Origin of the sequence: Streptomyces sp. NPDC051018, from assembly GCF_044456085.1 — a bacterium.
Taxonomy (GTDB): Bacteria; Actinomycetota; Actinomycetes; order Streptomycetales; family Streptomycetaceae; genus Streptomyces.
Genome location: NZ_JBITFN010000001.1, coordinates 914,077 through 936,751 on the forward strand (window position 1 = coordinate 914,077; position 22,675 = coordinate 936,751).

Genomic DNA, 22,675 nt, shown 5'->3' on the forward strand with positions numbered 1-22,675 from the left:
CAGCCCCGAAAGGACCAGGCGATGAGTGAGACCGCCCCCAGAGGCCGGACCGATCAAGCCGGTGGTGAGTCCGGCTCGGCCGAGGACCCCAGGACCGAACCCCGCAGGACGACGACGAGCAGGCGCGGCGGCGGGGACCCCGGCTCACGCGGCCGGACCACCATCGCAGACGGCGTCGTCGAGAAGATCGCCGGAATGGCCGCACGCGAGGTGGTCGGCGTCCACGCCATGGGCAGCGGGCTGTCCCGTACCTTCGGCGCCGTACGCGACCGGGTGCCGGGAGGCGGCAGGTCCCAGGTCACCCGTGGAGTGAAGGCCGAGGTCGGCGAGGTGCAGACGGCCCTCGACCTGGAGATCGTCGTCGACTACGGCGTGCCGATCACCGATGTCGCCCGCGCGGTGCGGGAGAACGTGATCGCCGCGGTCGAGCGGATGACCGGACTCGAAGTCGTCGAGGTCAATATCGCGGTCAGCGATGTGAAGCTGCCCGAGGAGGAAGAGGAGGAGCCGGAGCCACGGATCCAGTAGACCTCGGGTCCGGCAGCGCGGGCCGCACCGGCCGTCCGGGAAGCAGCGGCCGTACCGGTGGCACGGCCCGTACCGGCAGGCCAGCCCCATGAGGGAGCTGAAGGAGCTGAAGGAGCTCACGATGAATATGTCCGCGGTCGGCCTGCTGGCCGGCATGGCGCTCGGCTTCGCCGGGTACTTCGGCGGCTTCGGCGCGTTCTTGCTGATCGCCGCACTCGGCGCGGTCGGCTTCGTGGTGGGCCGCTTCCTGGAGGGCGACTTCGAAGCCGGGGATTTCTTCCGCGGTCGCGAGCGCGGCGAACGGCGGCGGTGACCCGGCGTGGCCGGTGAGGAGGGCGGATCCGCCGCCGTCGCCGCGGGCGAGCGCGGTGCGACCGTCATCGCCGACCGGGTCGTGGCGAAGATCGCCGCGCAGGCGGCGCGGGAAGCGCTGGAACGGGTGCCCCCGGGCGGCAGCGCACCCCACGCCACCGTCGTGGTGCACCACGATTCCGCCCGGGTACGGATCAGTCTCGAACTCGACTACCCCTCCGACATCGGCCGGCAGTGCGGCGCGGTGCGCCACCGGGTGACCGAACGCGTCGGCGCGCTGGCGGGCATGGACGTGCCCGAGGTGTCGGTGTTCGTCGAACGACTGCACTCGGCCCACTCGCGCGGCGCGGGCGAGGGGAGGACCAGATGACCGGCTCCGAACCGCCGGCACCCGTGCTCGACCCGGACCGGCCCGCCCGGGGAGCCCCGGACGGACCGGTCCCGGCGCGCGGCGACGGCGGCCGCAGGGCGGGGCGCTTCTGGTCCGTACGCCGGGTGCCGGCGGCGCTCCTCGCGCTGGTGGTCCTCGGCGGCGCGGGCATCCTCCTGTACGACATCGCGGCGGTACGGGCGGACCGGCCGGCCATGGAGTGGCGGCGCGCCCTCGCCGGGGATCTCGACCGGTGGCGGGCCGGCGACCCGTGGGTGCTGGTGGTCGCCGCCGCCGTCGCCCTGCTCGGGATCTGTCTGATCGTGACGGCCGCCACCCCCGGGATGCGCTCGGTGCTCCCGATGCGCCGGGACGAGCCGTCCGTACGGGCGGGACTGGCCCGGGATGCGGCGGCGCTGGTGCTGCGCGACCGGGCGATGGAGGTCCCCGGCGTGCAGTCCGCCCGGGTCCGGGTCCGGAGGTCCAAGATCGCGGTACGGGCCCGGTCCCACTTCCGCGCGCTCGACGACGTCCGTGCCGATCTGGACGAGGCCCTGGGCTCGGGCATCGCCGAACTGGGCCTCGCCAGGAGCCCGGCACTGACCGTGCGGGTGACCCGGCCACCGGCGAGGAAGAGGTGAGGAACGGATGCTGCGAGGCGTCAACCGTGTGGTGCTCGGCCTGGCCGGAGTGGTGCTGGTGTGTGTCGGGGGCGCGGTGCTGGCGGCGGGCGCGGGCCTGTCGGTGCCCTCCTGGTGGCCCTGGGACGGGCGTGACGACGTCCTGCTGAGCACCGCCGACCGCGAGCGCTACCGCGACGAGAGCTGGTGGTGGCCCGCCGTCATCGGGGGCCTCGCGATCGTCGTCCTGCTCGCGCTGTGGCTGCTGCTCGCGCAGTTCCGCCGTGCCCGGCTGACCGAAGTCCTCGTCGACAGCGGTGACGGCGAGGGCGCGCTGGTGCGCGGCCGGGCCCTGGAGGGCGTCCTCGCGGGTGAGGCGGAGTCCCTGGAAGGCGTCGACCGGGCCCGGGTCACCCTCAGGGGCCGCCGCGCCGAACCCGAGGTCCGGATCCGGCTGCAACTGGAGCCGTACGCCTCACCCGCGCACACCCTCTCCCGGCTGTCGGACGAGGCGCTGGCCCACGCCCGCGACTCGGCGGGTCTGGCGGTCCTCCCCGCGGAGGCCCGGCTGACGGCATCGAAGCACGGTGCCCGCCGGGTGACCTGACCGCGACCGGCCCTCATGGGTCCCCGCTCCGGGGCGGATCCGTCGTACGGCTCGGCGCGCCGGCTCTTCCGTCCGCACCGGAGTCCGTACGAGGCCCCGGGCCGGGCTGTTTGTCCGGAGAGAGACCCTGTTACGGGCTCCGGTTCCCCATCAGGCCCCACCGGATCCGCCCGGGCGGGGGCGCGCTGCTAGAACCCGTGCCGGACGCCCCCGTCCACCGGCACCATCAGGCCCGTGAGATACGACGCCGCCGGGGAGAGCAGGAAGGCCGCCACCCGGCCGAACTCCTCCGGTGTGCCGTACCTCCGCAGCGGGATGTTCGACTCGTTCGCCGTGCGGGCGGAGTCCGCGTCGCCGGAGAGCGCGTCCAGCTCACGGATCCGGTCGGTGTCGATCCGGGAGGGCAGCAGACCGACCACACGGATCCCCCGCGGGCCGAGTTCGCCGGAGAGCGACTTGGCGAAGCCCGCCAGGCCGGGGCGGAGTCCATTGGAGATGGTGAGCCCGGGAATGGGCTCATGGACGGAGCCCGAGAGGACGAAACCGATCACCCCGCCCTCGCCGAGAGCAGCCGCGGCCGTACGGGCCAGGCGGACCGCCCCGAGGAAGACGGACTCGAAGGCCGCCCGCCACTGCTCGTCCGTATTGTCCGCGGCGAAGCCCGGAGCGGGTCCGCCGACACTGATCAGCACCCCGTCGAAGCGCCCGAAGTGCGCGCGGGCCGCGGCGATCAGACGCTCCGCGCCCTCGGGGTCCGCGTTGTCGACGGCGACACCGACCGCGCCCGGGCCGAGTTCGGCGGCCGCGTCCTCGACCGTCTTCTCGTCACGGCCGGAGACGACCACCTTGGCGCCGTCGGCGATCAGCGCCCGCGCCGCCGCGTTCCCGAGCCCCCGCGAGCCGCCGGTGACGACATAGACGCGGTCCTTCAGTCCAAGATCCATGGACCTATCCTGCATTCTCCTCATGGGCCAGCGCGAGGGCGGTGGTCACCAGGGCGATATGGCTGAACGCCTGCGGGAAGTTGCCGAGCTGTCTTCCGGCCACCGGGTCGTACTCCTCGGCGAGCAGCCCGACGTCGTTGCGGAGGGTCAGCAGCCGCTCGAACAGCTCCCGGGCCTCCTTCACCCGCCCCGTCATCCGCAGCGCGTCGGCCAGCCAGAACGAGCACGCCACAAACGCGCCCTCGTCGCCGGGCAGCCCGTCCACCGACGCACCCTCGGTGCTGTAGCGCCGCACCAGCCCGCCCGCCGTCCCCAGTTCGGCCCGTACCGCGTCCACCGTGCCCACGACCCGGGGGTCGTGGGGCGGCAGAAAACCGACACGGGGGATCAGCAGGGTCGCCGCGTCCAGTTCGGCGGATCCGTAGTACTGGGTGAAGGTGTTCCGCTCGGGGTCGTACCCCTTCTCGCACACCTCCCGGTGCACCTCGTCCCGCATGGCCCGCCACCGCGCCGCGTCCCCGCGCAGCGACGGATCCGCCTCCAGGGTGCGTACGGCGCGGTCGGCGGCCACCCACGCCATCACCTTGGAGTGCACGAAGTGACGGCGGGGTCCGCGCACCTCCCACAGCCCCTCGTCGGGTTCGCGCCACTTCGACTCCAGGAAGCCGAGCAGGCTCAGCTGGAGGTACCAGGCGTGCCGCTGGCCGGGGATGCCCTGCTGCTTGGCCAGGAAGAGGGAGTCCATCACCTCGCCGTAGACGTCCAGCTGCAACTGCTCGACCGCCGCGTTCCCGGTGCGTACGGGAGAGGAGCCGGCGTATCCCGACAGCCAGGGCAGCACCGTCTCGGGCAGCCGGCGCTCCCCGGCCAGCCCGTACATGATCTGCAGATCGGCCGGATCGCCCGCCACCGCCCGCACCAGCCAGTCGCGCCAGGCGGCGGCCTCCTCCTTGTAGCCCGCGCTGAGGAGCGCGCCCAGGGTGAGGGTGGAGTCCCGCAGCCAGCAGAAGCGATAGTCCCAGTTCCGTACGCCGCCGAGTTCCTCGGGCAGCGAGGTGGTGGGCGCGGCGACGATTCCGCCGGTGGGGCCGTAGGTGAGCGCCTTGAGGGTGATGAGGGAGCGGACCACGGGCTCCCGGTAGACCCCCTGGGTCCGGCACCGGGTGGACCAGTCCTCCCAGTCCCGGAGGCTGCTCTCCAGGGCGTCGAACGGATCGATGAGCGACGGGCGCCGATGGTGCGACGGATGCCAGCTGAGCACGAACGCCACCTTCTCGCCCGCACCGACGCTGAACGACGAGATGGTGCTGAACTGCTGGCCCCAGGTCTTGACCGGCGGCTCGCTGCGCAGCCACACCGAGTCCGGCCCGGCGACCGCCACCCGGTGACCGTCCGTCCGCCGCATCCACGGCACGATCGAGCCGTAGTCGAAGCGCAGCCGCAGCACCGCCTCCATCTCGACCGTGCCGCTGACCCCCTCCACGATTCGCATCACATCGGGTGTCTCGTCGCGTTGCGGCATGAAGTCGATGACCTTGACCGTGCCGGTGCGGGTCTCCCACACGGACTCCAGGACGAGCGAGTCCCCGGCATAACCGCGCCGGGTGCAGCGGCCCGCGCCCTTGGGCGCCATCCGCCAGTGCCCGTTCTCCTTGTCGCCGAGGATCGCGGCGAAGCACGCCGCCGAGTCGAAGCGCGGCAGACAGAGCCAGTCGATGGAACCGTCCATGCCGACCAGCGCCGCCGTCTGCAGATCGCCGATGAGCGCGTAGTCCTCGATGCGTAGGGTCACGCTTTGGCGTGTTCCCGTCTTGCGCGCGGACTAAGCAGGCACGAGTGCCGGATCCCCTGGGGCGCCCGGTGCTCCTGAGGTGGTTTCCGCCCGGTACGCCGGGAGTGTGCCCCGTGCGACCGGGAGTGTCAGACGTTCGCGGGCACGGGTCCGGGGGTGTTCCGGGCCTCGGCCGCGCGCCGGTCGCGCAGTTCACGGCGTACGAGAATCACCCAGCCGACGGGCACCCCCGCCGTGAACAGCCACCACTGGATCGCGTACGCCATGTGCGCGCCGATGGAACCGTGGTCGGGCTCGGGGATCGGCTCGGGCTTCCCGCCGGCGGGCCGCGGGTCGCTCAGCTCCAGATAGCCGCCGAGGACCGGCTTGCCCAGCGCCCCGGCCCGCTGCTCGCTGTTGATGAGCATGACCTGGCGCGGCGGCAGGCCGGCGAGGTCCTTGATGCCGCTGCCTCTGGTGGTCTCGTCGGCCTTGAGCCGCCCGGTGACCGTCACCGTTCCGCCGGGCGCGGGCGGTACCGGGGGATAGGCCCTGGGGTCGGTGGCCCCTTCGACCCAGCCCCGGTTGACCAGCACCACCCGGCCGTCGGCGAGGACCAGGGGGGTCAGCACATGGAAGCCGACGCGTTCGTCCGCGTTGGTCCGGCGCCGTACGACGACCTCGCCGGCCGGGTCGTAGGTGCCGGTGGCGGTGACCGTGCGCCAGTAGTCCGCGCGGGGAACGGTGTGTCCGGGGGAGGTCAGCCCGGTCACCGGGACCGGCTTCGCCTCCAGGTTCCGGGCGATCAGCCCGTTCTGCTCGACCCGGCGCTCATGGCGGTGGAACTGCCAGAAGCCCAGCTCGATCATCGTGGGGACGAGGGCGAGCGCGATGAGGGTGAGGATCACCCACTGCCGGGACAACAGGAAGCGGTACACGGCTTCGACCGTACCTTCCGGTGTCCGGGGCGCCGCCGGTGGGTCCCCGGTGCCGTGACCGGAATCGTTCACGGGCCCGCCTTTCCGGCCAGGGCACCGGCAGCGGGGGATCCCGGGGTTCTCCGGGGCGCCTGGGACGGGGGTGTGCGCCGGTCCCGAGCCGGGGGAACGGCCCGCGATCCACCGGGCCGGAACCCTGGGACGCGGGCCGGGCGGCCCCGGCTCAGACCTTGTCGGCGATGCCCACCCGGCCCTCCGCGCGGGCGCGGTGCGCCCCGCAGTACCAGTGGCCCTCGTACTCGGCCCCCTGGCCGATGATCCGGGCCTGGCAGTGCTCACCGATGGGCGCCATACGGTGGATGGCGCAGGAGAAGCAGTCGAAGACATGCACGGTGCCCTGCGCGTGCACCTCGAAGGACATCCCGTAGTCGTTTCCGGGGACCTCACAACGTGCCATGCGCCACGCGAGGGCGCCGATCGGCGGGGCGGCACGCCGTCCGTCACCCATCTGCGCGGATTCACCCGTTCATGAGGACCGGTGGGCGGGCCGTCGGGCCCCGCCGACGACAGGGAGGCCGTCAGGCGATCGGCGGGAGGGGCGCCTCCGGGGCCGGGCCGCCCGGCGGCCTCCCGACGCTGTCCCGCCCGGGGGCAGCCGGTGTCAGCCGTCCCCCTCGCTCCGCCCGGTCCGTACGCTCCGGCCGTCCCCGTCCGCCGGGGCCACGTCCCGCAGCAGCTGGGTGAAGGCGGCCTCGTCGACGACCGGGGTGCCGTACGCCTTCGCCTTGACAGCCTTGGAGGTGGCGGACGCTGGGTCGTTGGTCACCAGCAGGCTGGTCAGCCGGGAGACACTGGTCGCGATGTGCAGACCGGCCTCGACGGCCCGGTCCTCCAGCAGTTCACGGTCGACGGAGGTGTCACCCGAGAACGCCACCCTCATGCCCTGCTTGAGCGGCTTGCCCGTTTCATATCGTCCCGGGTTGGGATACGGGCAGGCGGGCCGCCGGCGCGAGGGCCGCCAGCCGCCGTACGATCCGTACGGAGCACGGCCGCCGGAGCGGTCGTACGACGCCTGCCGGCCGACCCGCGGGGCGGCGGGGGAGTCCGACCACTCGGTGAGCGGCCGGCACTCCAGCAGCGGCAGCCGCACCCCGTCGCGGGCCGCCGTGTGCAGACTCGGGCGGAACGCCTCCGCGAGCACCCGTGCGTCGTCCAGCGCGTGGTGGGCGCGGCGCTGGGTGACCCCGAAGTACGCGGCCAGCGACTCCAGTTTGTGATTGGGCAGCGGCAGGCCCAGCTCCTTGGCCAGGGCGATGGTGCACAGCCGCTGCCGGGTGGGGGCCGTGCGGTCCGCCCGTGCGTACTCCCTGGCGATCATGGACCAGTCGAAGAGGGCGTTGTGGGCGACGAGCACCCGGCCGTCGAGCCGCTCGGAGAACGCGTCCGCGATCTCGCCGAACAGGGGAGCCCCGGCGAGCACATCGGTGGTCAGCCCGTGGATCCACACCGGGCCCGGATCGCGCTCCGGATTGACCAGGGTGTACCAGTGGTCCTCGACGGCGCCCTGGGCGTCGAGGCGGTACACGGCAGCGGAGACTATCCGGTCGTCCCGGGCGAGCCCGGTGGTCTCCACGTCGACGACTGCATACCCCTGGGGGTATGCAGTCGGCCACGCCGCCGCTGCTGTCGTGCTGTCGTCGAGCATGGTCACAGAGAATACGGGCCCGGACTGACATTGCCCGATCCACGTGTACGGTACGTCCCTTACGCACCCTCACCTCCGGGCGGCCGGGCCCCCGGATCCGCCGGCCCGGGCGCGCACTCCGGGATCCGCCGGCTTCCGGGGCGCGCCCCGGCGCCTCCACCCCCCACGCCCGGACCCGCACCCCGTCCTCCCGCGCCCCCGGTTCTCAGGGCGTCAGCAGCCCGCTCACCAGTGCCCGTACGGACGCGATGAACAGCTTCTCCGTGTCCGCGGGCCGGGCGAGCGCCCGCGCGAGCGCCGGATCGTGCTCCGAGGTCACCGAGTCCCACAGCTCGTGCTCTCCCGGCGACTGGACCGGGGACCGCTCGCGGTTGCGTTCGACGAGGACGAAGCCGATCACCTGGAACTGGACCGCGCGCACCGCCTCCGCCGCGCGCGCCCCGCGCAGTCCCGCGGCGTGCACCTCATGGACGAGCGCCTGCTGGGCCGGGAGGAACATGCGCTCCGTGAGTCCGCGTTCGTGCACCATCGCGATCAGTTGGGGGCGGGCGCGCAGCTCCCGGTGGAGCCGGCGCGCGACGGAGACGACGCGCTGCTCGGGCGTGCGCCCGGTGGGCCGGATCGCGCCCATCTCCTCCACCGTCCGCTCGACGAGGGCGTCCAGCAGGGACTCGCGATTGCCCACGTGCCAGTAGATCGAGGTGACGGCCGTACCCAGCTCGGCGGCCAGTTTCCGCATGGTGAGGGCCGCCGGCCCGTGCTCCCGTACGAGGGCGGCTGCGGCGTCGAGGACCTCGTCGCGGGTCAGCGCGGTACGTGTCATGCCCGTCGATTCCCTTCCCCGTATTCCTGATTCCTGATTCCGGCGTGCGCACGGCTCTTTACCCCTCATCCAACCCCGTGTAACAGTGTTACAGATGTGGATCTGACGGATCGACAGATCCGGTTGGGAGAGTTCCATGGACGAAGGGCGGTACGAATGACACGCGTACGGTACGGCGCGCGTTCCGCGGCGGAGATCACCGCGGCCCGCGAAGCCGGATCCAGACTCCCGGACATCTGGTCGACCGGGGTGGTGGCGGTGTGGGAGAGCGACCCGGACGCGGTCGCCGCCGTGCTCCCGCCCCCGCTCGAACCCGCCGGGCGCCCCCTCGTACGGGCGAACATCAGCAGGGTCGAGCTGCCCGGCTACCCCCTCGGCGCGGGCTCCGTCGCCGTCGCGGCGGTGCACGACGGCCGCGAGGGCTGGTATCCGCTCGTCATGCCGATGACCCATGAGCGCGCGCTGATCGGCGGACGTGAGGTCTTCGGTGAGCCGAAGAAGCTCGGCGAGGTCACCGTCGAACGGGACGGAGCGGCCGTCACGGCCGTGCTCGCCCGGCACGGCATCGCCTTCGTCGAGGTTCGCGGCACGGTGGACGGACCCCTTCCACCGCCGGAGCCCGTCGAGAAGCTCGACTTCTACTTCAAGTTCCTGCCCGGGGTCGACGGCCGGGGCTTCGACTCCGACCCGGTCCTCGTGCACTGCGTACGCAATGAGAAGGTCCGCCGGCTGGAGCGGCTCACGGGTGAGGTACTGCTGCGCGACTCGCCGTACGACCCCGTCGCCGACCTCCCCGTACGGCGCCTCGTCGAGCTGACCGTCGGGGAGAAGACCACCGACCAGAAGGGCCGGGTCGCCGGCCGGGTGAGCGCCGAGGACCTCCTCCCGTACATCCACCAGCGCTACGACGACCCGCAGCAGATCCTGGACGGCCCGCCCGAGGGGAGCGTCTGATGCGGCTCACCGAGGGACAGGTCGCCGTCGTCACCGGCGCGGCGAGCGGGATCGGGCTCGCGATGGCCCGCCGGTTCGCGGCGGAGGGGCTGAAGGTCGTCCTCGCGGATGTCGAGGAGGAGGCGCTGGAGCGGGCCGCCGGCGAACTCGCCGACGACGGCGCGCGGGTGCTCGCCCGAACGGTCGACGTCGGCGACCGCGACTCCGTCCTCGCGCTGGCGGACGTGGCGTACGACACCTTCGGCGCGGTCCATGTGCTGTGCAACAACGCGGGTGTCGGCTCGGGAGCCGAGGGCCGGATGTGGGAGCACGATCCCAACGACTGGAAGTGGGCCTTCGCCGTCAACGTCTGGGGCGTCTTCCACGGCATCCAGGCGTTCGTCCCGCGCATGCTCGCGGGCGGCGAGCCGGGCCATGTCGTCAACACCTCCTCCGGCGACGGCGGCATCGCCCCGCTGCCCACCGCGTCCGTGTACGCCGTCACCAAAGCGGCCGTCGTGACCATGACCGAGTCGCTGTACGCGCATCTGAGGGCCGAGCGGGCCGCCGTCGGCGCCTCGGTCCTCTTCCCCGGACCGCACATGCTGCGCACCGGACTGTGGGAGTCGCACCGCAACCGCCCCGAGCGGTACGCCAAGCAGCGCCCGCGCCGGACCCCCTACCGAAGCCTCGGGCAGTGGGAGGCGGCGATGAAGGAGGCCGGGCACGAGGTGACGTTCACCCCGGTCGAGGAGGTCGCGGAGTTCGTCGTCCGGGGCATCACGGCCGATCGGTTCTGGATGCTCCCTGCGAGCGAGCACAGCGACCGGCAGATCAGGGCGCGGTCGGCATCGATGCTGGACCGCGCCGACCCGTCCTACCTGGAGAGTTTCATCCTCGACTGAGGGCTTCGACGAATGACTGAGTGCTTCGACGAATGAGGGGCCAGCGATGACAGACCCGTACCTGATCATCTCCTCCGACTGCCACGCCGGACTGCCCACCGAGCGGTACCGGCCCTATCTGGACTCCCGTTTCCACCGTGACTTCGACGACTTCCTCGCCGGGCGCGAGGCCCGCCGCGAGGAGATGACGCGGCTCGGCGTACGGAACGAGGCGTTCGCCGACAAATGGTTCAACGAGAACGAGGAAGGGCTCAGGGGCGGCTGGGACACCGCCCAGCGGCTCAAGGAACTCGACGGGGACGGGGTCGCCGCCGAGGTCGTCTTCCCGGACGCGGACGCCGTCGACAGCCAGACAGCCGCGCCCTTCGGCGTCGGACTCGGGCTCTCCGGGGACCAGGACCCCCTCCTCGGCATGGCGGGCGCGCAGGCGCACAACCGCTGGCTCGCCGAGTTCGTGTCCCGCAATCCCGAGCGGCACTGCGGAGTCGCGCTGCTGCCCGTCACGGGTGAGGTGGACGCGGTCGTCGCCGAGATCCACCGGGCCAGGGAGTCCGGTCTCGGGGCGCTGATGATCCCCTCCATGTGGGTGGACCGGGCCCCGTACCACGACCGGCGGTACGACCCGGTGTGGGCGGCGGCCGCCGAGACCGGGATGCCCGTCGTCACCCACTCCGGGGCGGCGCCCCGCCATGAGTACGGCGACCACCTGGGCATCTATGTCTCCGAGGTCACCTGGTGGCCGGCCCGTCCGCTCTGGTTCCTGCTCTGGTCCGGGGTGTTCGAGCGCCATCCGGGGCTGCGGTTCGGCGTCGCCGAGTCCGGCTGCTGGTGGCTGCCCAATCTGCTGTGGTTCATGGACCGGCTCTATCTCGGGGCGCACGGCGGGAAGAAGCTGTCCCCGTTCGCCGAGCTGAAGCGCGCGCCGAGCGAGTACCTCGACCGCCAGGTCTTCATCTGCGCCACCAACACCAAACGGCGTGAGCTGGCCCAGCGGTACGAGATCGGTGTCGACAACATCCTGTGGGGCAGCGACTTCCCGCACCCCGAGGGCACCTGGCCCAACACCCGGCAGTGGCTGCGGAACACCTTCCACGACATTCCGGTCGACGAGACCCGCCGGATCCTGGGTCTGGCCGCCGCGGAGGTCTTCGGCTTCGACACCGACAAGCTCGCCCCCCTCGCCCGCAGGATCGGACCGACCCCGGCCGATCTGGGCCAGCCCGGGGACCAGAGCGCCGTGGAGGCGTCCTGGGCGAGGTCGCGGGAGACGGGCCGCCACTGGCTCACCGGCGGCGACTTCCCGGTGCTGGGGATGAACCCGTGAACGGCGGTCCGGTGAAGGGCGACGGGGTGAACGCCGACGCGGTGACGAGCGGTCCGGTGAACGGCGAGGCGGTGACGAGCGGTCCGGTGAGCGGCGAGGGGGCCGGTGCGGGCGGCGGATCCGGTGGGAGCGAGCGCTACACCGTCATCTCCGCCGACTGCCACGCGGGAGCCGACCTCCTCGACTACAGGCCGTATCTGGAGAAGCGGTACCACGACGACTTCGACGCCTGGGCCGCCGGATACGTCAATCCCTACGAGGACCTCCTCGCCGACACCGCCGACCGCAACTGGAACTCCGACCGGCGCCTCGCCGAACTGGAGGCCGACGGCATCGTCGCGGAGGTCGTCTACCCCAACACCATCCCGCCGTTCTTCCCCAGCGCCTCCCTGATGGCCCCCGCGCCGTCCCGGCAGGAGTACGACCGGCGCTGGGCCGGACTGCGCGCCCACAACAGATGGCTCGCCGACTTCTGCGCACTCGCCCCGGGCCGCCGCGCGGGCGTGGCGCAGATCCTGCTCAACGACGTCGACGAGGCCGTGCGGGAGGTCCGGCGCACGAAGGAGGCGGGGCTCACCGGCGGGATCCTGCTGCCCGGTACGCCGCCGGGATCGGGGCTGCCCGAGCTGTACTCGCAGGTGTACGACCCTCTGTGGGCCGTCTGCGCCGAACTGGACGTACCCGTGAACCACCACGGCGGCTCGGCCTCCCCGCCACTCGGCGAGGAGCCCGCCGCACGGGCCGTGTTCATGGTCGAGACGACCTGGTTCTCGCACCGGGCGCTGTGGCACCTGGTCTTCGGCGGGGCCTTCCGCCGCCATCCCGGACTGCGGCTGGTGCTGACCGAGCAGGGCTCCGGGTGGATACCGGGGGTGCTGGAGATGCTGGACTACTACCACGGGCGGCTGGTGGCGGCGGCGACGCGGGCGACCACGGCCGAGTCCCGGTTCGGCGCGGGCCTCGCGGAGTCGATGGGCCGGGGCCCGAGCGAGGTCTGGCGCGACAACTGCTTCGTCGGCGCGAGCTTTATGCGCCCCCACGAGGTGCCGCTGCGGGACCGGATCGGCATCGACAAGATCATGTGGGGCAGCGACTACCCGCACGACGAGGGCACCACCCCCTACTCCCGCGAAGGTCTCCGCATCGCCTACGCGGGCCTGACGCGCGCCGAGACCGCCGCGATGGCCGGAGGGAACGCGGCTCGTGTCTACGGCTTCGACCCCGCTCTCCTCGACCCGATCGCGGCCGTGCACGGTCCGACGGTCGCGGAGATCGCGGAGCCGCTGACCGACGTCCCGCCCGGGGCGACGAGCCCCGCCTTCGCCCCGGGCGGGTCGGTGCGCGTCTGGTGACGGCCGGGGTGGGACCCTCCCGGGATGACGCATGAGGAACCAACGGGCCGACCCGGGCCGGCGGGCCGGCCCGCCGGGGAGTCCGGGGGCGCGGGCCCGGGCGGATCCGGCGGTCCCGGCGCGTCCGGGGAAGCCGGTCCCGGGAGCGGGCACTCCGGCGGTCCCGGAGCCGCCGCCTCCCGGGATCCCGGGCCCTCCCGCGATCCCGGGGGACCCCTCCCGGCGGGGCGCCACCACGAGCCGCACGGCACGGGACTCGGTACGCGGCTGAACTGGCTGCGTGCCGCCGTGCTCGGCGCGAACGACGGCATCGTCTCCACCGCGGGGCTCGTCGTCGGCGTCGCCGGAGCCACCGGGAACCGTACGGCCCTGCTGACCGCGGGCCTGACCGGGCTTCTCGCCGGATCGATGTCCATGGCCGCGGGGGAGTACGTCTCCGTGTCCACCCAGCGCGACTCCGAGAAGGCCGCCCTGGCCGTGGAGAAACGCGAACTCCGCGACGAGCCGGAGGCCGAACTCGACGAGCTGACCGGTCTGCTGACGGACCGCGGTCTCACCCGGGAGGTCGCCCGCGAGGCCGCCGCCCAGCTCACCGAACGCGACGCCCTGCGCGCGCACGCGCGCGTGGAGCTCGGGATCGACCCGGACGCCCTGGCCAATCCCTGGCACGCGGCGGGTGCCAGCTTCCTCGCGTTCACCGCCGGGGCGCTTCTCCCGCTGCTGGCGATGGTCCTGCCGCCCGCGTCCCTGCGGCTGGCCGTCACGATCGGCTCGGTGCTGGCGGCCCTCGCGCTCACGGGCTGGTGGAGCGCCCGGCTGGGTGAGGCGCGGGTCGGCCCGGCGGTCGCGCGGAACGTGGGCGGGGGAGCGCTGGCGATGGCGGTGACCTACGGCGCGGGCTCCCTGCTGGGCGCGGTCACGGGATGACGGCGGTACTCGCGGGAAGCACCCCGGTCACGGAGTGACGGCCGCACCTTCCGGCGAGCGCCCGGCGAGCCGGGCGGGATGATTCCGGTACCCCTGGTCCGAGGGCGGACACCCACCGCGGTCCGGGCCCCGCACCGGCCCGGGACGGCGGGCAGCCGGACACCCGCCGGTTGGTGGAAGCCTCCAAGAGCCGTTGACGATCCATCTCGCATACTTGTCGGTAACAACGTCTGGCCCCGCCCCGCCACGGCCTCTACGGTGCAGACATGCCGAATCTTCCCGATGTCGTGCTCTGGTCAATACCTGCCTTTGTGCTGCTCACCGTTGTGGAGACGGCCGCCTGCCGGTTCCGCCCCGACGAGGACGCGGCCGGTTACGAGACCCGGGACGCGGCCACCAGCGTCGGCATGGGACTCGGCAGCCTCGGCTTCGACTTCCTGTGGAAGATTCCGATCCTGGCCGTCTACACGGCGGTGTACGAACTCACCCCGGCCCGGATCCCCGTCCTGTGGTGGACCCTGCCCCTGATGCTGCTCGCCCAGGACTTCCTCTACTACTGGTCCCACCGGGGCCACCATGTCGTACGGATTCTGTGGGCCTGTCATGTGGTCCATCACTCCAGCCGGAAGTTCAACCTCACCACCGCCCTGCGCCAGCCCTGGACCACCTGGACCGTATGGCCGTTCTATCTCCCGCTGATCGTGTGCGGAGTGCATCCGGCGGCGCTCGCCTTCTGCCAGTCCGTCAATCTCGTCTATCAGTTCTGGATCCACACCGAGCGGATCGGAAAGCTGCCGCGGCCCCTGGAGTACGTACTGAACACGCCCTCCCACCACCGGGTCCACCACGCCTCCCAGGGCGACTACCTGGACCGCAACTTCGGCGGCGTCCTGATCGTCTGGGACCGGCTCTTCGGGTCCTTCGCGCCCGAGACCGAGCGGCCCGTCTTCGGGCTCACCAAGAACATCGACACCTACAACCCGCTGCGGGTCGCCACCCATGAGTACGCCGCCATCGCCCGCGACGTCCGCGCGGCGGCCGGCTGGCGCGAACGGGCCGGCCGGGTGTGGGGAGCCCCGGGCCGGCAGCCGGCCGCCGGAGGCGCCGGGGACGGGAGCCCGCCGCCGGGGAGCCCGCCGTCCGGGCGCTCCGGATACCCGGGCGCCCCCTCCGCCGGGGCCCCGGCGGCCACCGGGCGTACCGCGTGAGCGCGCCCCGGATCCGTACGGCGGACACCGCCGACACCGTCGGACGGGCGCTGCTCACCGCCTTCGCCCTCGCCGTCCTCGTCGACCTCGGCTCGCTCCTCGCCGGAGCGGAGACGGGCCACCGGATCGCCAAGCCGCTGCTGATGCCGTTTCTGGCAGCCTTCGCAGCCGTACGCGGCGGCCCCCGGCTGCTGGTCGCCGCACTGCTCTTCGGCTGGGGCGGGGACGTCTTCCTGCTGTCCGGCGCGGACTGGGCCTTCCTGGTGGGGATGGGCTCCTTCGCCGTGGGCCACCTCTGCTGGCTGGTCCTCTTCGGCCGGGCGCCCGCGCCGAGGTGGGCCGGGCCCGTCTACGGGGTGGCGCTCGTCGCCGCCGTCGCGTTTCTGTGGCCGGATCTGCCCGCCGATCTGCGGGTGCCCGTCGCCGGATACGCGCTGGTGCTGACCGCGATGGCCTGGCGGGCGAGCGCGCTCGGGCCCCTCGCGGGGCTGGGCGGCGCGCTGTTCCTGATCTCGGACATGATCATCGCCACCGGGGTCGCAGAGTGGCCGCAGCCGCCCGTACCCGACTTCTGGATCATGCTCGTCTACAGCAGCGGACAGCTGCTGCTGGCCCTCGGGGTGCTCCCGGCCACCCGGGCGGAACGCCCCTGACGGCACCGGGGCCGGACACACGAGGTGTCCGGCCCCGATGGCCGCCGTGCCGCTCGGTCCGTACCCGGCCCGTACGGACCGCACGGGTCCGGTACGGCTTCCACAGGTCGGGTACGGCTGCCCGCGAAGGACCCGGGCGGATCGGTGTCAGCGGCGTACCGCGTCCAGCGCGTCCGCGACGCCCTCGCCATAGAAGGCGTTCTTCCGCTTGTCGCCCTCACACACCGCGTCCACGACACCGTCGTTGTTGAAGTCGTACGGGTCGGTGCACGCGGTGTCGTCGGCCCCCCGGTACAGCAGCGCCTTCACGGCCGCCGGCGGGGCGTAGGGGTGCTTGGACTTGATGAGCGCGACCACGCCCGCCACATGCGGCGAGGCCATCGACGTACCGGCCTTGTAGCCGTAGCGTCCGTTCGGCAGCGTCGACAGGATGCGCCCGTCCGTCGCCGGGGCGCCCGGCGCCTGGTAGCGGGTGGAGTCGCCGCCGGGGGCCGAGATGTCGACCACGCCGTCTCCGTAGTTCGAGAACGACGACTTCAGACCCTTCGCGCCGAGCGAGGACGTGGTCACGACCCCCGGCAGCTGCGTCGGGATGTCCAGGCACTCGGACGGGTCCACGATCCGGTCGACGGGGGTGGTGTCGTTCGGGCTCGTCGTGTCCGCCAGCCGGTCCGCCGCCAGATCCATCCGCGAGTTGCCGGCCGCGGCGACATTGACCGCGCCCCGGCGCTCCGCGTACCGGGTGGCGCGGGTGACGGCCTCGACCAGGGCCGCCTGGTCGGGGTCGTTCTTGCAGTTGAACAGCCAGGGGTCCACGTAGTAGCTGTTGTTGGTGACCTCGACCCCCCGCTCGGCGGCCCAGACGAAGCCGCAGACGACCGCCTCGGTGTAGAAGAGCCCCTCCGTCGTCGAGACCTTGATGCCGGAGACCTGTACGCCCGGGGCGACACCGGTGACACCGGTACCGTTCCTGGCGGCGGCGATTGTGCCCGCCACATGGGTGCCGTGGTCGCTCTCGTCCGGGCCGGGGCGCCAGGAGCCGGGCGTGGTGTCGGGCTTGCCGCTGACGCAGTTCACCGAGGCGCGCTCGTCGAAGTTGGGCGCGAGATCGGGGTGGGTGTCGTCGACTCCCGTGTCGATGACCGCGACGGTGACGTCCCTGCTGCCGAGCGTACGCTCATGGGCCCGGTCGGCCTTGATCGCGGACAGACTCCACTGGAGCGGTTCGAGCGGGTCCTGGTCCGGTCCGGCCGCCGCCGTCGCCGCCTGCGCCTCCCGGGCGGTCAGCGGACGCTCGGACCCGGTCGAGGTGTCGGTCGCGGCCGCCAGCGGCGCGGTGCGGGTGGCACCGGCCGACTCGACGCCCTCCACCGCGCGGATGGTCCGGGCGAAGTCCGGGTTCTGCGAGTGGACGACGATGACGCCGATCCGGTCATAGGACACCACCACCGAACCGCCCGCGGCGGTTATCGCCCGGCGTACCGCGTCGGCCGTGCGCCGGCCGCCCTCCACATTCACCACGTACGACAGCTTCGGGCCGTCGGTCACCACCGCGGCGGGAGTGTCCCTTGCCGCCGTGCTGGCCGAGGCGGCTCCCGCGGGGAGGAGGCCGAGCGAGGCCGTGAGCGCCAGACCCGCGGGGAGCGCGATCGCGCGTCGCCGTCTGGTTCCCGGATGAGCCATGGGTTCTCCACATCATCGGTACCGGCCGCCCAGACACCCGGTGCGTTTGGGCGGGTACATGACGAGCGAAGCTATCGCCGACCTCCGGTCGTCATCAATCCGTTCGAACGAAGCGACGGGAAAGCGCGAAGAAAAACGGCTGATGTTGAACCGGTCCGGCGTGCTCCACGTGCCGTTGTCAGGGGGTGGAGCAACATCAAACCGCCCCCGACCCCGTGGAACGAAGGTCCGCCTTGTCCATCCCCACCGCACCCGCGTCACGAGGAGATTCCGTGGCTACCGACGCACCCCCGCCCGAGAAGACTCTGGCCGCCGGCCCCGCTCAGCCCACCACCGAGCAGTTCATCGAGGTGCAGGAGAGCGCGGAATTCGGCGAACTGCGCCGCACCTACCGCTCCTTCGCCTTCCCCCTGACGATCGCCTTCATCGCCTGGTACCTGCTCTACGTCCTGCTGTCGAACTACGCGGGCGGCTTCATGGGCACCAAGCTCTTCGGCAACATCAATGTCGCCCTGGTCCTCGGGCTCGCCCAGTTCGCCACCACGTTCCTCATCGCCTGGTCCTACTCCCGCCACGCGGCCGGAAAGCTCGACCCCAAGGCCGAGGCCATCAAGTCCCGGATGGAGGCCGGCGCATGAGCGGCACCCTCCACCTCGCGGCCGAAAGCGCCACCACCGAGCACCGGCCGCTCATCATCACCCTCTTCGCCGCCTTCGTGGTGGCGACCCTGTTCATCACCGTCTGGGCAGGCCGCCAGACCAAGAGCGCCGCCGACTTCTACGCGGGCGGGCGCCAGTTCACCGGCTTCCAGAACGGGCTGGCGATCTCCGGCGACTACATGTCCGCCGCCTCGTTCCTCGGCATCGCCGGGGCGATCGCCCTCTTCGGATACGACGGCTTCCTCTACTCCATCGGCTTCCTGGTGGCCTGGCTCGTCGCCCTGCTGCTGGTCGCGGAGCCGCTGCGCAACTCGGGCCGCTTCACCATGGGCGACGTCCTCGCCTACCGGATGCGCCAGCGCCCCGTCCGTACCGCGGCCGGGACCTCGACCATCGTGGTCTCCATCTTCTATCTGCTCGCCCAGATGGCCGGAGCGGGCGTGCTGGTCTCCCTGCTGCTCGGCATCACCAGCGACGGCGGCAAGGTCCTGATCGTGGGACTGGTCGGCGTTCTGATGATCCTGTACGTCACCATCGGCGGGATGAAGGGCACCACCTGGGTCCAGATGGTCAAGGCCGTCCTGCTCATCGCCGGAACGCTGCTGATCACCTTCCTGGTGCTGCTGAAGTTCAACTTCAACGTCTCCGACCTCCTCGGCACCGCCGCCGAGAAGAGCGGCAAGGGAGCGGCGTTCCTGGAGCCGGGCCTGAAGTACGGCGCGACCGGGACGTCCAAGCTGGACTTCATCTCCCTCGGTATCGCGCTCGTCCTCGGCACCGCCGGACTCCCGCACATCCTGATCCGCTTCTACACGGTCCCCACGGCCAAGGCCGCCCGCAAGTCCGTCAACTGGGCCATCGGCATCATCGGCGCCTTCTATCTGATGACCATCGCCCTCGGCTTCGGCGCGGCGGCGATCGTGGGACCCGCCGACATCACCGCCTCCAACAAGGCGGGCAACACTGCGGCGCCCCTGCTCGCCCTCCATATCGGCGGCACCGACTCCGCGGGCGGCGCGATCCTGCTGGCCGTGATCTCCGCGGTCGCCTTCGCGACGATCCTCGCCGTCGTCGCGGGCCTCACCCTGGCGTCGTCGTCGTCCTTCGCCCATGACATCTACGCCAATGTGATCCGCAGGGGACAGGCCAGCGAGAAGGAGGAGGTCCGCGCGGCCCGCTGGGCGACCGTCGCCATCGGGGTCGTCTCCATCGCGCTCGGCGCGATGGCCCGCGATCTGAACGTGGCGGGCCTGGTCGCCCTCGCCTTCGCGGTCGCCGCCTCGGCGAACCTCCCGACGATCCTCTACAGCCTCTTCTGGAAGAGGTTCACCACCCAGGGCGCGCTCTGGTCCATCTACGGCGGGCTGGTCTCCTCCGTGGTGCTGGTGCTGTTCTCGCCGGTCGTCTCCGGGAAGCCCACGTCGATGTTCAAGAACGCCGACTTCTACTGGTTCCCGCTGGAGAACCCCGGCATCGTCTCCATCCCGCTCGGCTTCCTCCTCGGCTGGCTCGGTTCGGTCCTCACCAAGGAGGAGCCCGACCGGGGCAAGTACGCGGAACTGGAGGTCAAGTCCCTCACCGGGACCGGAGCCCACTGACCCGGGGGCCGGCCCGTTCCCCGAGCCCCCGGCGGGCCCGAGGTGGGCCGGGGGAGTCGCCGCCGGGGCGCACGGCAATCCCCGCCGCCCCACCGCCCCGCCGGACTCCCGGCGCGGCCGAGTCGCAGGAGCCCGCGACTCGGCCGCGCCGTTCCCGTTCGTATCGCCCCCGGCGCCGTCCCCCGCCTGGCGTAGGCTCGTACGGAGAGATCAGCGCGAGTCCCGTCGGGGACCGACTGTCGTCCGACTCACGGGGAGGGGCCGCAGTGCTTGTCGACACCTATGGCCGGGTGGCCACCGACCTGCGGGTTTCACTGACGGACCGATGCAATCTGCGGTGTACGTACTGTATGCCGGAGGAAGGTCTCCAGTGGCTCGCCAAGCCCGATCTCCTCGACGACGACGAGATCGTCCGGCTGATATCGATCGCCGTCACCCGGCTGGGCATCACGGAGGTCCGCTTCACCGGCGGGGAGCCGCTGCTGCGGCCCGGTCTCGTGGGCATCGTGGAGCGCTGCGCCGCCCTGGAGCCCCGGCCCCGGATGTCACTGACGACCAACGGCATCGGTCTGGGGCGTACCGCCACCGCGCTGAAGGCCGCCGGTCTCGACCGGGTCAATGTCTCCCTCGACACCCTCAGGCCCGAGGTCTTCACGGCACTGACCCGCAGAAACCGTCACCACGACGTCCTCGCCGGCCTGGAAGCCGCCCGGGACGCCGGGCTCACCCCCGTCAAGGTCAACACCGTCCTGATGCCGGGGCTGAACGAGGACGAGGCCCCCGAACTGCTCGCCTGGGCCGTCGACCACGAGTACGAGCTGCGCTTCATCGAGCAGATGCCCCTGGACGCCCAGCACGGCTGGAAGCGCGAGGGCATGATCACCGCGGGCGACATCCTCGCCTCGCTGCGTACGCGCTTCGCGCTCACCCCCGAGGAGGCCGGGGACCGGGGCTCCGCGCCCGCCGAGCGCTGGACCGTGGACGGCGGACCCCATCGGGTCGGGGTGATCGCCTCGGTCACCCGCCCCTTCTGCGCCGCCTGCGACCGCACCCGTCTCACCGCCGACGGCCAGGTGCGCACCTGCCTCTTCGCCCGGGAGGAGACCGATCTGCGGGGCGCGCTGCGCTCGGGCGCCCCCGACGAGGAGATCGCCCGTGTCTGGCGACAGGCGATGTGGGGCAAGAAAGCGGGCTCGGGGCTGGACGATCCGGCCTTCCTCCAGCCGGACCGCCCGATGTCGGCGATCGGCGGCTGAGCCGCAGACACGCGCCCCGACAGGCGCCCGGCGATGGACGGGCGCTCCCCGGCGTCGGGCGTGCGGGTCCGGTCGGCGGGCGTGCGGGTCGGGCGGGGGGCGTGCGGGTCCGGTCGGCGGTCGTTCCCCGGCGCGTGGGCCGGTCAGTCCGCGGAGTCCCGCGCCTCCCACTCCTCCAGCGTCACGACATCCTTGAGGAAACCGCGCATGTCGAGGAAGTTCGCGAGATGCCCGCGGTGCTCGTCGCACGCCACCCAGGTCTTGCGGCGCTCCGGTGTGTGCAGCTTCGGGTTGTTCCACGCCAGCACCCAGGCGGCGGCTGCACGGCAGCCCTTGGCCGAACAGATGGGGTTCTCGTCGTTGACCGGGTCGGTACTCACCGGATCATTCTCCACACAAGGCGACGCCGAGCAGCCACGGGGGGAGCTGCCCGGCGTCGGTCCGTCGCTCCGACGGGGGATGCGGAGCGCGTACGCAGTATGTCACGCACAATGGGGTGCGGTGCACCGGAACTTCATGATTGATCTGAGCATTTCTTGAGCCTGGCGGACGCGCCGGATCAGCCCCTCGGGGGTCCGGGATCGCTGCCCGGGCCGTCTCCGTCGCCGGCCGCGCCTTCCGGCCCGGATTCCGTTGCCGGCGTACGGGGCGCCGCCGGAGCCGTCGCCATCGGCGCGAGCATCGGCCGGGCCGGCGGCGTGACGAAGGTCGACGGCAGCGAGGGAGGAGTCTCCCGGCCCGCGTTGGCGATGACGACGGCGATATAGGGGAGGATCATCCCGAGCACCACCGCCACGATCGCCACATGCCGTTCCACATTCCACAGCACGGCCGCGAGCACCACGGACACGGTCCGGACCGACATCGAGATGATATAGCGCCGCTGCCGTGCGCGGACGTCGTCGGCGAGCCCCTGCCGGGCCCCCGTGATCCGGAACACCTCCGCGTCACTGTGCTTCCGCATCACATTCCACCACCTGGATTCCGCAGGACGCTCCCCGGTCCCGGCCGGCTTCCACGGTACGCCGCCCCTGCGCCGCCTACGAGACCGGGGCCGCCTCCGACGGCGGTGGGGGGCCTGGGCCGATCCCCGTATGGAGCAGCCCGACATGCGCCGTATGGAGTACAGGCTCAGAATGACGGCGTAACTGCTCACCAGGAGCCGTACGAGGAGGCAGCCATGGGCTGGTTGTGGGCGATCATCGTGGGATTCGTGCTGGCTCTGATCGCAAAAGCGATCCTGCCCGGCAAGCAGCACCTTCCCCTGTGGCTGGCCACCATCTGCGGTATCGGCGGTGCGGTGCTCGGAAACTGGGCCGCCGGAGGCATGGGCATCCAGGAGACCCCCGGATTCGACTGGGGCCGGCACGCCCTGCAACTCGTCTTCGCGATCGTGCTGGTCTTCCTCGGCGACCGGGCCTGGATGGCGCTGAAGGGCAGCAAACAGAGAGCCTGACCCGGAAGCCGGAAGCCGGAAGCCGGAAGCCGGAAGCCGGAAGCCGGAAGCCGGAAGCCGGAAGCCGGAAGCCGGAAGCCGGAAGCCGGAAGCCGGAAGCCGG

25 protein-coding genes are annotated in these 22,675 nt (G+C 72.1%); 16 read left to right on the forward strand and 9 right to left on the reverse strand.

Features of this window, described 5'->3' with window-relative positions; all coding sequences use genetic code 11:
- Positions 1 to 21: 21 nt before the first annotated feature.
- The 5 genes from ACIBCM_RS03715 to amaP all read left to right on the forward strand — a co-directional run bounded on the left by ACIBCM_RS03715 (position 22) and on the right by amaP (position 2,437).
- Positions 22 to 528 carry an Asp23/Gls24 family envelope stress response protein gene (locus tag ACIBCM_RS03715; protein ID WP_399239721.1) on the forward strand — a complete coding sequence of 169 codons (507 nt, stop codon included), beginning with the start codon at positions 22 to 24 and terminating at the stop codon, positions 526 to 528.
- Between the two features lie 121 nt (positions 529 to 649).
- Entirely contained in the window at positions 650 to 841 is a 192-nt protein-coding gene (locus tag ACIBCM_RS03720; protein ID WP_399239849.1) for a hypothetical protein, read from the forward strand.
- Between the two features lie 6 nt (positions 842 to 847).
- On the forward strand, positions 848 to 1,210 hold the full coding sequence (locus ACIBCM_RS03725) for a hypothetical protein (protein ID WP_399239723.1): 363 nt from the start codon (positions 848 to 850) through the stop codon (positions 1,208 to 1,210).
- The gene (locus ACIBCM_RS03730) at positions 1,207 to 1,851 is read left to right on the forward strand and encodes a DUF6286 domain-containing protein (protein ID WP_399239725.1); all 645 of its coding nucleotides are present in this window, start codon (positions 1,207 to 1,209) and stop codon (positions 1,849 to 1,851) included. Before ACIBCM_RS03725 ends, ACIBCM_RS03730 begins: the two co-directional genes overlap by 4 nt.
- A gap of 7 nt (positions 1,852 to 1,858) precedes the next feature.
- Positions 1,859 to 2,437, forward strand: coding sequence for an alkaline shock response membrane anchor protein AmaP (gene amaP, locus ACIBCM_RS03735; RefSeq protein WP_399239727.1), 579 nt, complete (start codon positions 1,859 to 1,861; stop codon positions 2,435 to 2,437).
- A 188-nt stretch (positions 2,438 to 2,625) separates the two neighbouring features.
- Here the strand turns inward: amaP and ACIBCM_RS03740 are convergent, their stop codons facing one another.
- The 6 genes from ACIBCM_RS03740 to ACIBCM_RS03765 all read right to left on the reverse strand — a co-directional run bounded on the left by ACIBCM_RS03740 (position 2,626) and on the right by ACIBCM_RS03765 (position 8,618).
- Positions 2,626 to 3,381 (reverse strand): SDR family oxidoreductase, encoded by a 756-nt coding sequence (locus ACIBCM_RS03740; protein ID WP_399239729.1) that lies wholly within the window; start codon positions 3,379 to 3,381, stop codon positions 2,626 to 2,628.
- 4 nt (positions 3,382 to 3,385) lie between these two features.
- The gene (locus ACIBCM_RS03745) at positions 3,386 to 5,173 is read right to left on the reverse strand and encodes a glycoside hydrolase family 15 protein (RefSeq protein WP_399239731.1); all 1,788 of its coding nucleotides are present in this window, start codon (positions 5,171 to 5,173) and stop codon (positions 3,386 to 3,388) included.
- 128 nt (positions 5,174 to 5,301) lie between these two features.
- Positions 5,302 to 6,090, reverse strand: a complete 789-nt coding sequence (locus ACIBCM_RS03750) for an SURF1 family protein (protein ID WP_399239733.1) — start codon at positions 6,088 to 6,090, stop codon at positions 5,302 to 5,304.
- Positions 6,091 to 6,313: 223 nt separating this feature from the next.
- On the reverse strand, positions 6,314 to 6,547 hold the full coding sequence (locus ACIBCM_RS03755) for a hypothetical protein (protein ID WP_399239851.1): 234 nt from the start codon (positions 6,545 to 6,547) through the stop codon (positions 6,314 to 6,316).
- Positions 6,548 to 6,751: 204 nt separating this feature from the next.
- Entirely contained in the window at positions 6,752 to 7,795 is a 1,044-nt protein-coding gene (locus tag ACIBCM_RS03760; RefSeq protein ID WP_399239735.1) for a DEDDh family exonuclease, read from the reverse strand.
- A 205-nt stretch (positions 7,796 to 8,000) separates the two neighbouring features.
- A complete protein-coding gene (locus ACIBCM_RS03765) occupies positions 8,001 to 8,618 on the reverse strand; it encodes a TetR/AcrR family transcriptional regulator (RefSeq protein WP_399239737.1) in 618 nt (205 codons plus the stop codon).
- 156 nt (positions 8,619 to 8,774) lie between these two features.
- Between ACIBCM_RS03765 and ACIBCM_RS03770 the strand changes: the two genes are divergently transcribed.
- From ACIBCM_RS03770 to ACIBCM_RS03800, 7 genes are all read left to right on the forward strand, one after another.
- Complete coding sequence (locus tag ACIBCM_RS03770; protein WP_399239739.1) at positions 8,775 to 9,572, forward strand: acetoacetate decarboxylase family protein; 798 nt, start codon at positions 8,775 to 8,777, stop codon at positions 9,570 to 9,572.
- The gene (locus ACIBCM_RS03775; RefSeq protein ID WP_399239741.1) at positions 9,572 to 10,456 is read left to right on the forward strand and encodes an SDR family NAD(P)-dependent oxidoreductase; all 885 of its coding nucleotides are present in this window, start codon (positions 9,572 to 9,574) and stop codon (positions 10,454 to 10,456) included. The genes ACIBCM_RS03770 and ACIBCM_RS03775 overlap by 1 nt, the downstream gene beginning before the upstream one ends.
- A gap of 46 nt (positions 10,457 to 10,502) precedes the next feature.
- Entirely contained in the window at positions 10,503 to 11,780 is a 1,278-nt protein-coding gene (locus ACIBCM_RS03780) for an amidohydrolase family protein (protein ID WP_399239743.1), read from the forward strand.
- 86 nt (positions 11,781 to 11,866) lie between these two features.
- A complete protein-coding gene (locus tag ACIBCM_RS03785; protein ID WP_399239853.1) occupies positions 11,867 to 13,132 on the forward strand; it encodes an amidohydrolase family protein in 1,266 nt (421 codons plus the stop codon).
- Between the two features lie 267 nt (positions 13,133 to 13,399).
- The gene (locus ACIBCM_RS03790; RefSeq protein ID WP_399239855.1) at positions 13,400 to 14,059 is read left to right on the forward strand and encodes a VIT family protein; all 660 of its coding nucleotides are present in this window, start codon (positions 13,400 to 13,402) and stop codon (positions 14,057 to 14,059) included.
- A gap of 266 nt (positions 14,060 to 14,325) precedes the next feature.
- Positions 14,326 to 15,267: a sterol desaturase family protein gene (locus tag ACIBCM_RS03795; RefSeq protein WP_399239745.1), complete on the forward strand. Its 942-nt coding sequence runs from the start codon at positions 14,326 to 14,328 to the stop codon at positions 15,265 to 15,267.
- Positions 15,264 to 15,920: a lysoplasmalogenase gene (locus ACIBCM_RS03800; RefSeq protein ID WP_399239747.1), complete on the forward strand. Its 657-nt coding sequence runs from the start codon at positions 15,264 to 15,266 to the stop codon at positions 15,918 to 15,920. The genes ACIBCM_RS03795 and ACIBCM_RS03800 overlap by 4 nt, the downstream gene beginning before the upstream one ends.
- A 147-nt stretch (positions 15,921 to 16,067) precedes the next feature.
- On the opposite strand, the gene ACIBCM_RS03805 is transcribed toward ACIBCM_RS03800, so the two are convergent.
- Positions 16,068 to 17,603, reverse strand: a complete 1,536-nt coding sequence (locus ACIBCM_RS03805; RefSeq protein WP_399239749.1) for a S8 family serine peptidase — start codon at positions 17,601 to 17,603, stop codon at positions 16,068 to 16,070.
- A gap of 272 nt (positions 17,604 to 17,875) precedes the next feature.
- On the opposite strand from ACIBCM_RS03805, the gene ACIBCM_RS03810 reads away from it, so the two are divergent.
- The 3 genes from ACIBCM_RS03810 to moaA all read left to right on the forward strand — a co-directional run bounded on the left by ACIBCM_RS03810 (position 17,876) and on the right by moaA (position 21,116).
- The gene (locus ACIBCM_RS03810; protein WP_399239751.1) at positions 17,876 to 18,241 is read left to right on the forward strand and encodes a DUF485 domain-containing protein; all 366 of its coding nucleotides are present in this window, start codon (positions 17,876 to 17,878) and stop codon (positions 18,239 to 18,241) included.
- Positions 18,238 to 19,860, forward strand: coding sequence for a cation acetate symporter (locus ACIBCM_RS03815; protein WP_399239753.1), 1,623 nt, complete (start codon positions 18,238 to 18,240; stop codon positions 19,858 to 19,860). The genes ACIBCM_RS03810 and ACIBCM_RS03815 overlap by 4 nt, the downstream gene beginning before the upstream one ends.
- Before the next feature lie 266 nt (positions 19,861 to 20,126).
- Entirely contained in the window at positions 20,127 to 21,116 is a 990-nt protein-coding gene (gene moaA, locus ACIBCM_RS03820) for a GTP 3',8-cyclase MoaA (RefSeq protein WP_399239755.1), read from the forward strand.
- A gap of 143 nt (positions 21,117 to 21,259) precedes the next feature.
- On the opposite strand, the gene ACIBCM_RS03825 is transcribed toward moaA, so the two are convergent.
- Positions 21,260 to 21,496, reverse strand: a complete 237-nt coding sequence (locus tag ACIBCM_RS03825; protein ID WP_399239757.1) for a hypothetical protein — start codon at positions 21,494 to 21,496, stop codon at positions 21,260 to 21,262.
- 179 nt (positions 21,497 to 21,675) lie between these two features.
- Entirely contained in the window at positions 21,676 to 22,080 is a 405-nt protein-coding gene (locus ACIBCM_RS03830; RefSeq protein ID WP_399239759.1) for a DUF3099 domain-containing protein, read from the reverse strand.
- Between the two features lie 216 nt (positions 22,081 to 22,296).
- Here ACIBCM_RS03830 and ACIBCM_RS03835 point away from each other — a divergent pair, with 216 nt between their 5' ends.
- Positions 22,297 to 22,572, forward strand: a complete 276-nt coding sequence (locus tag ACIBCM_RS03835) for a GlsB/YeaQ/YmgE family stress response membrane protein (protein WP_399239761.1) — start codon at positions 22,297 to 22,299, stop codon at positions 22,570 to 22,572.
- Positions 22,573 to 22,675: the final 103 nt, after the last annotated feature.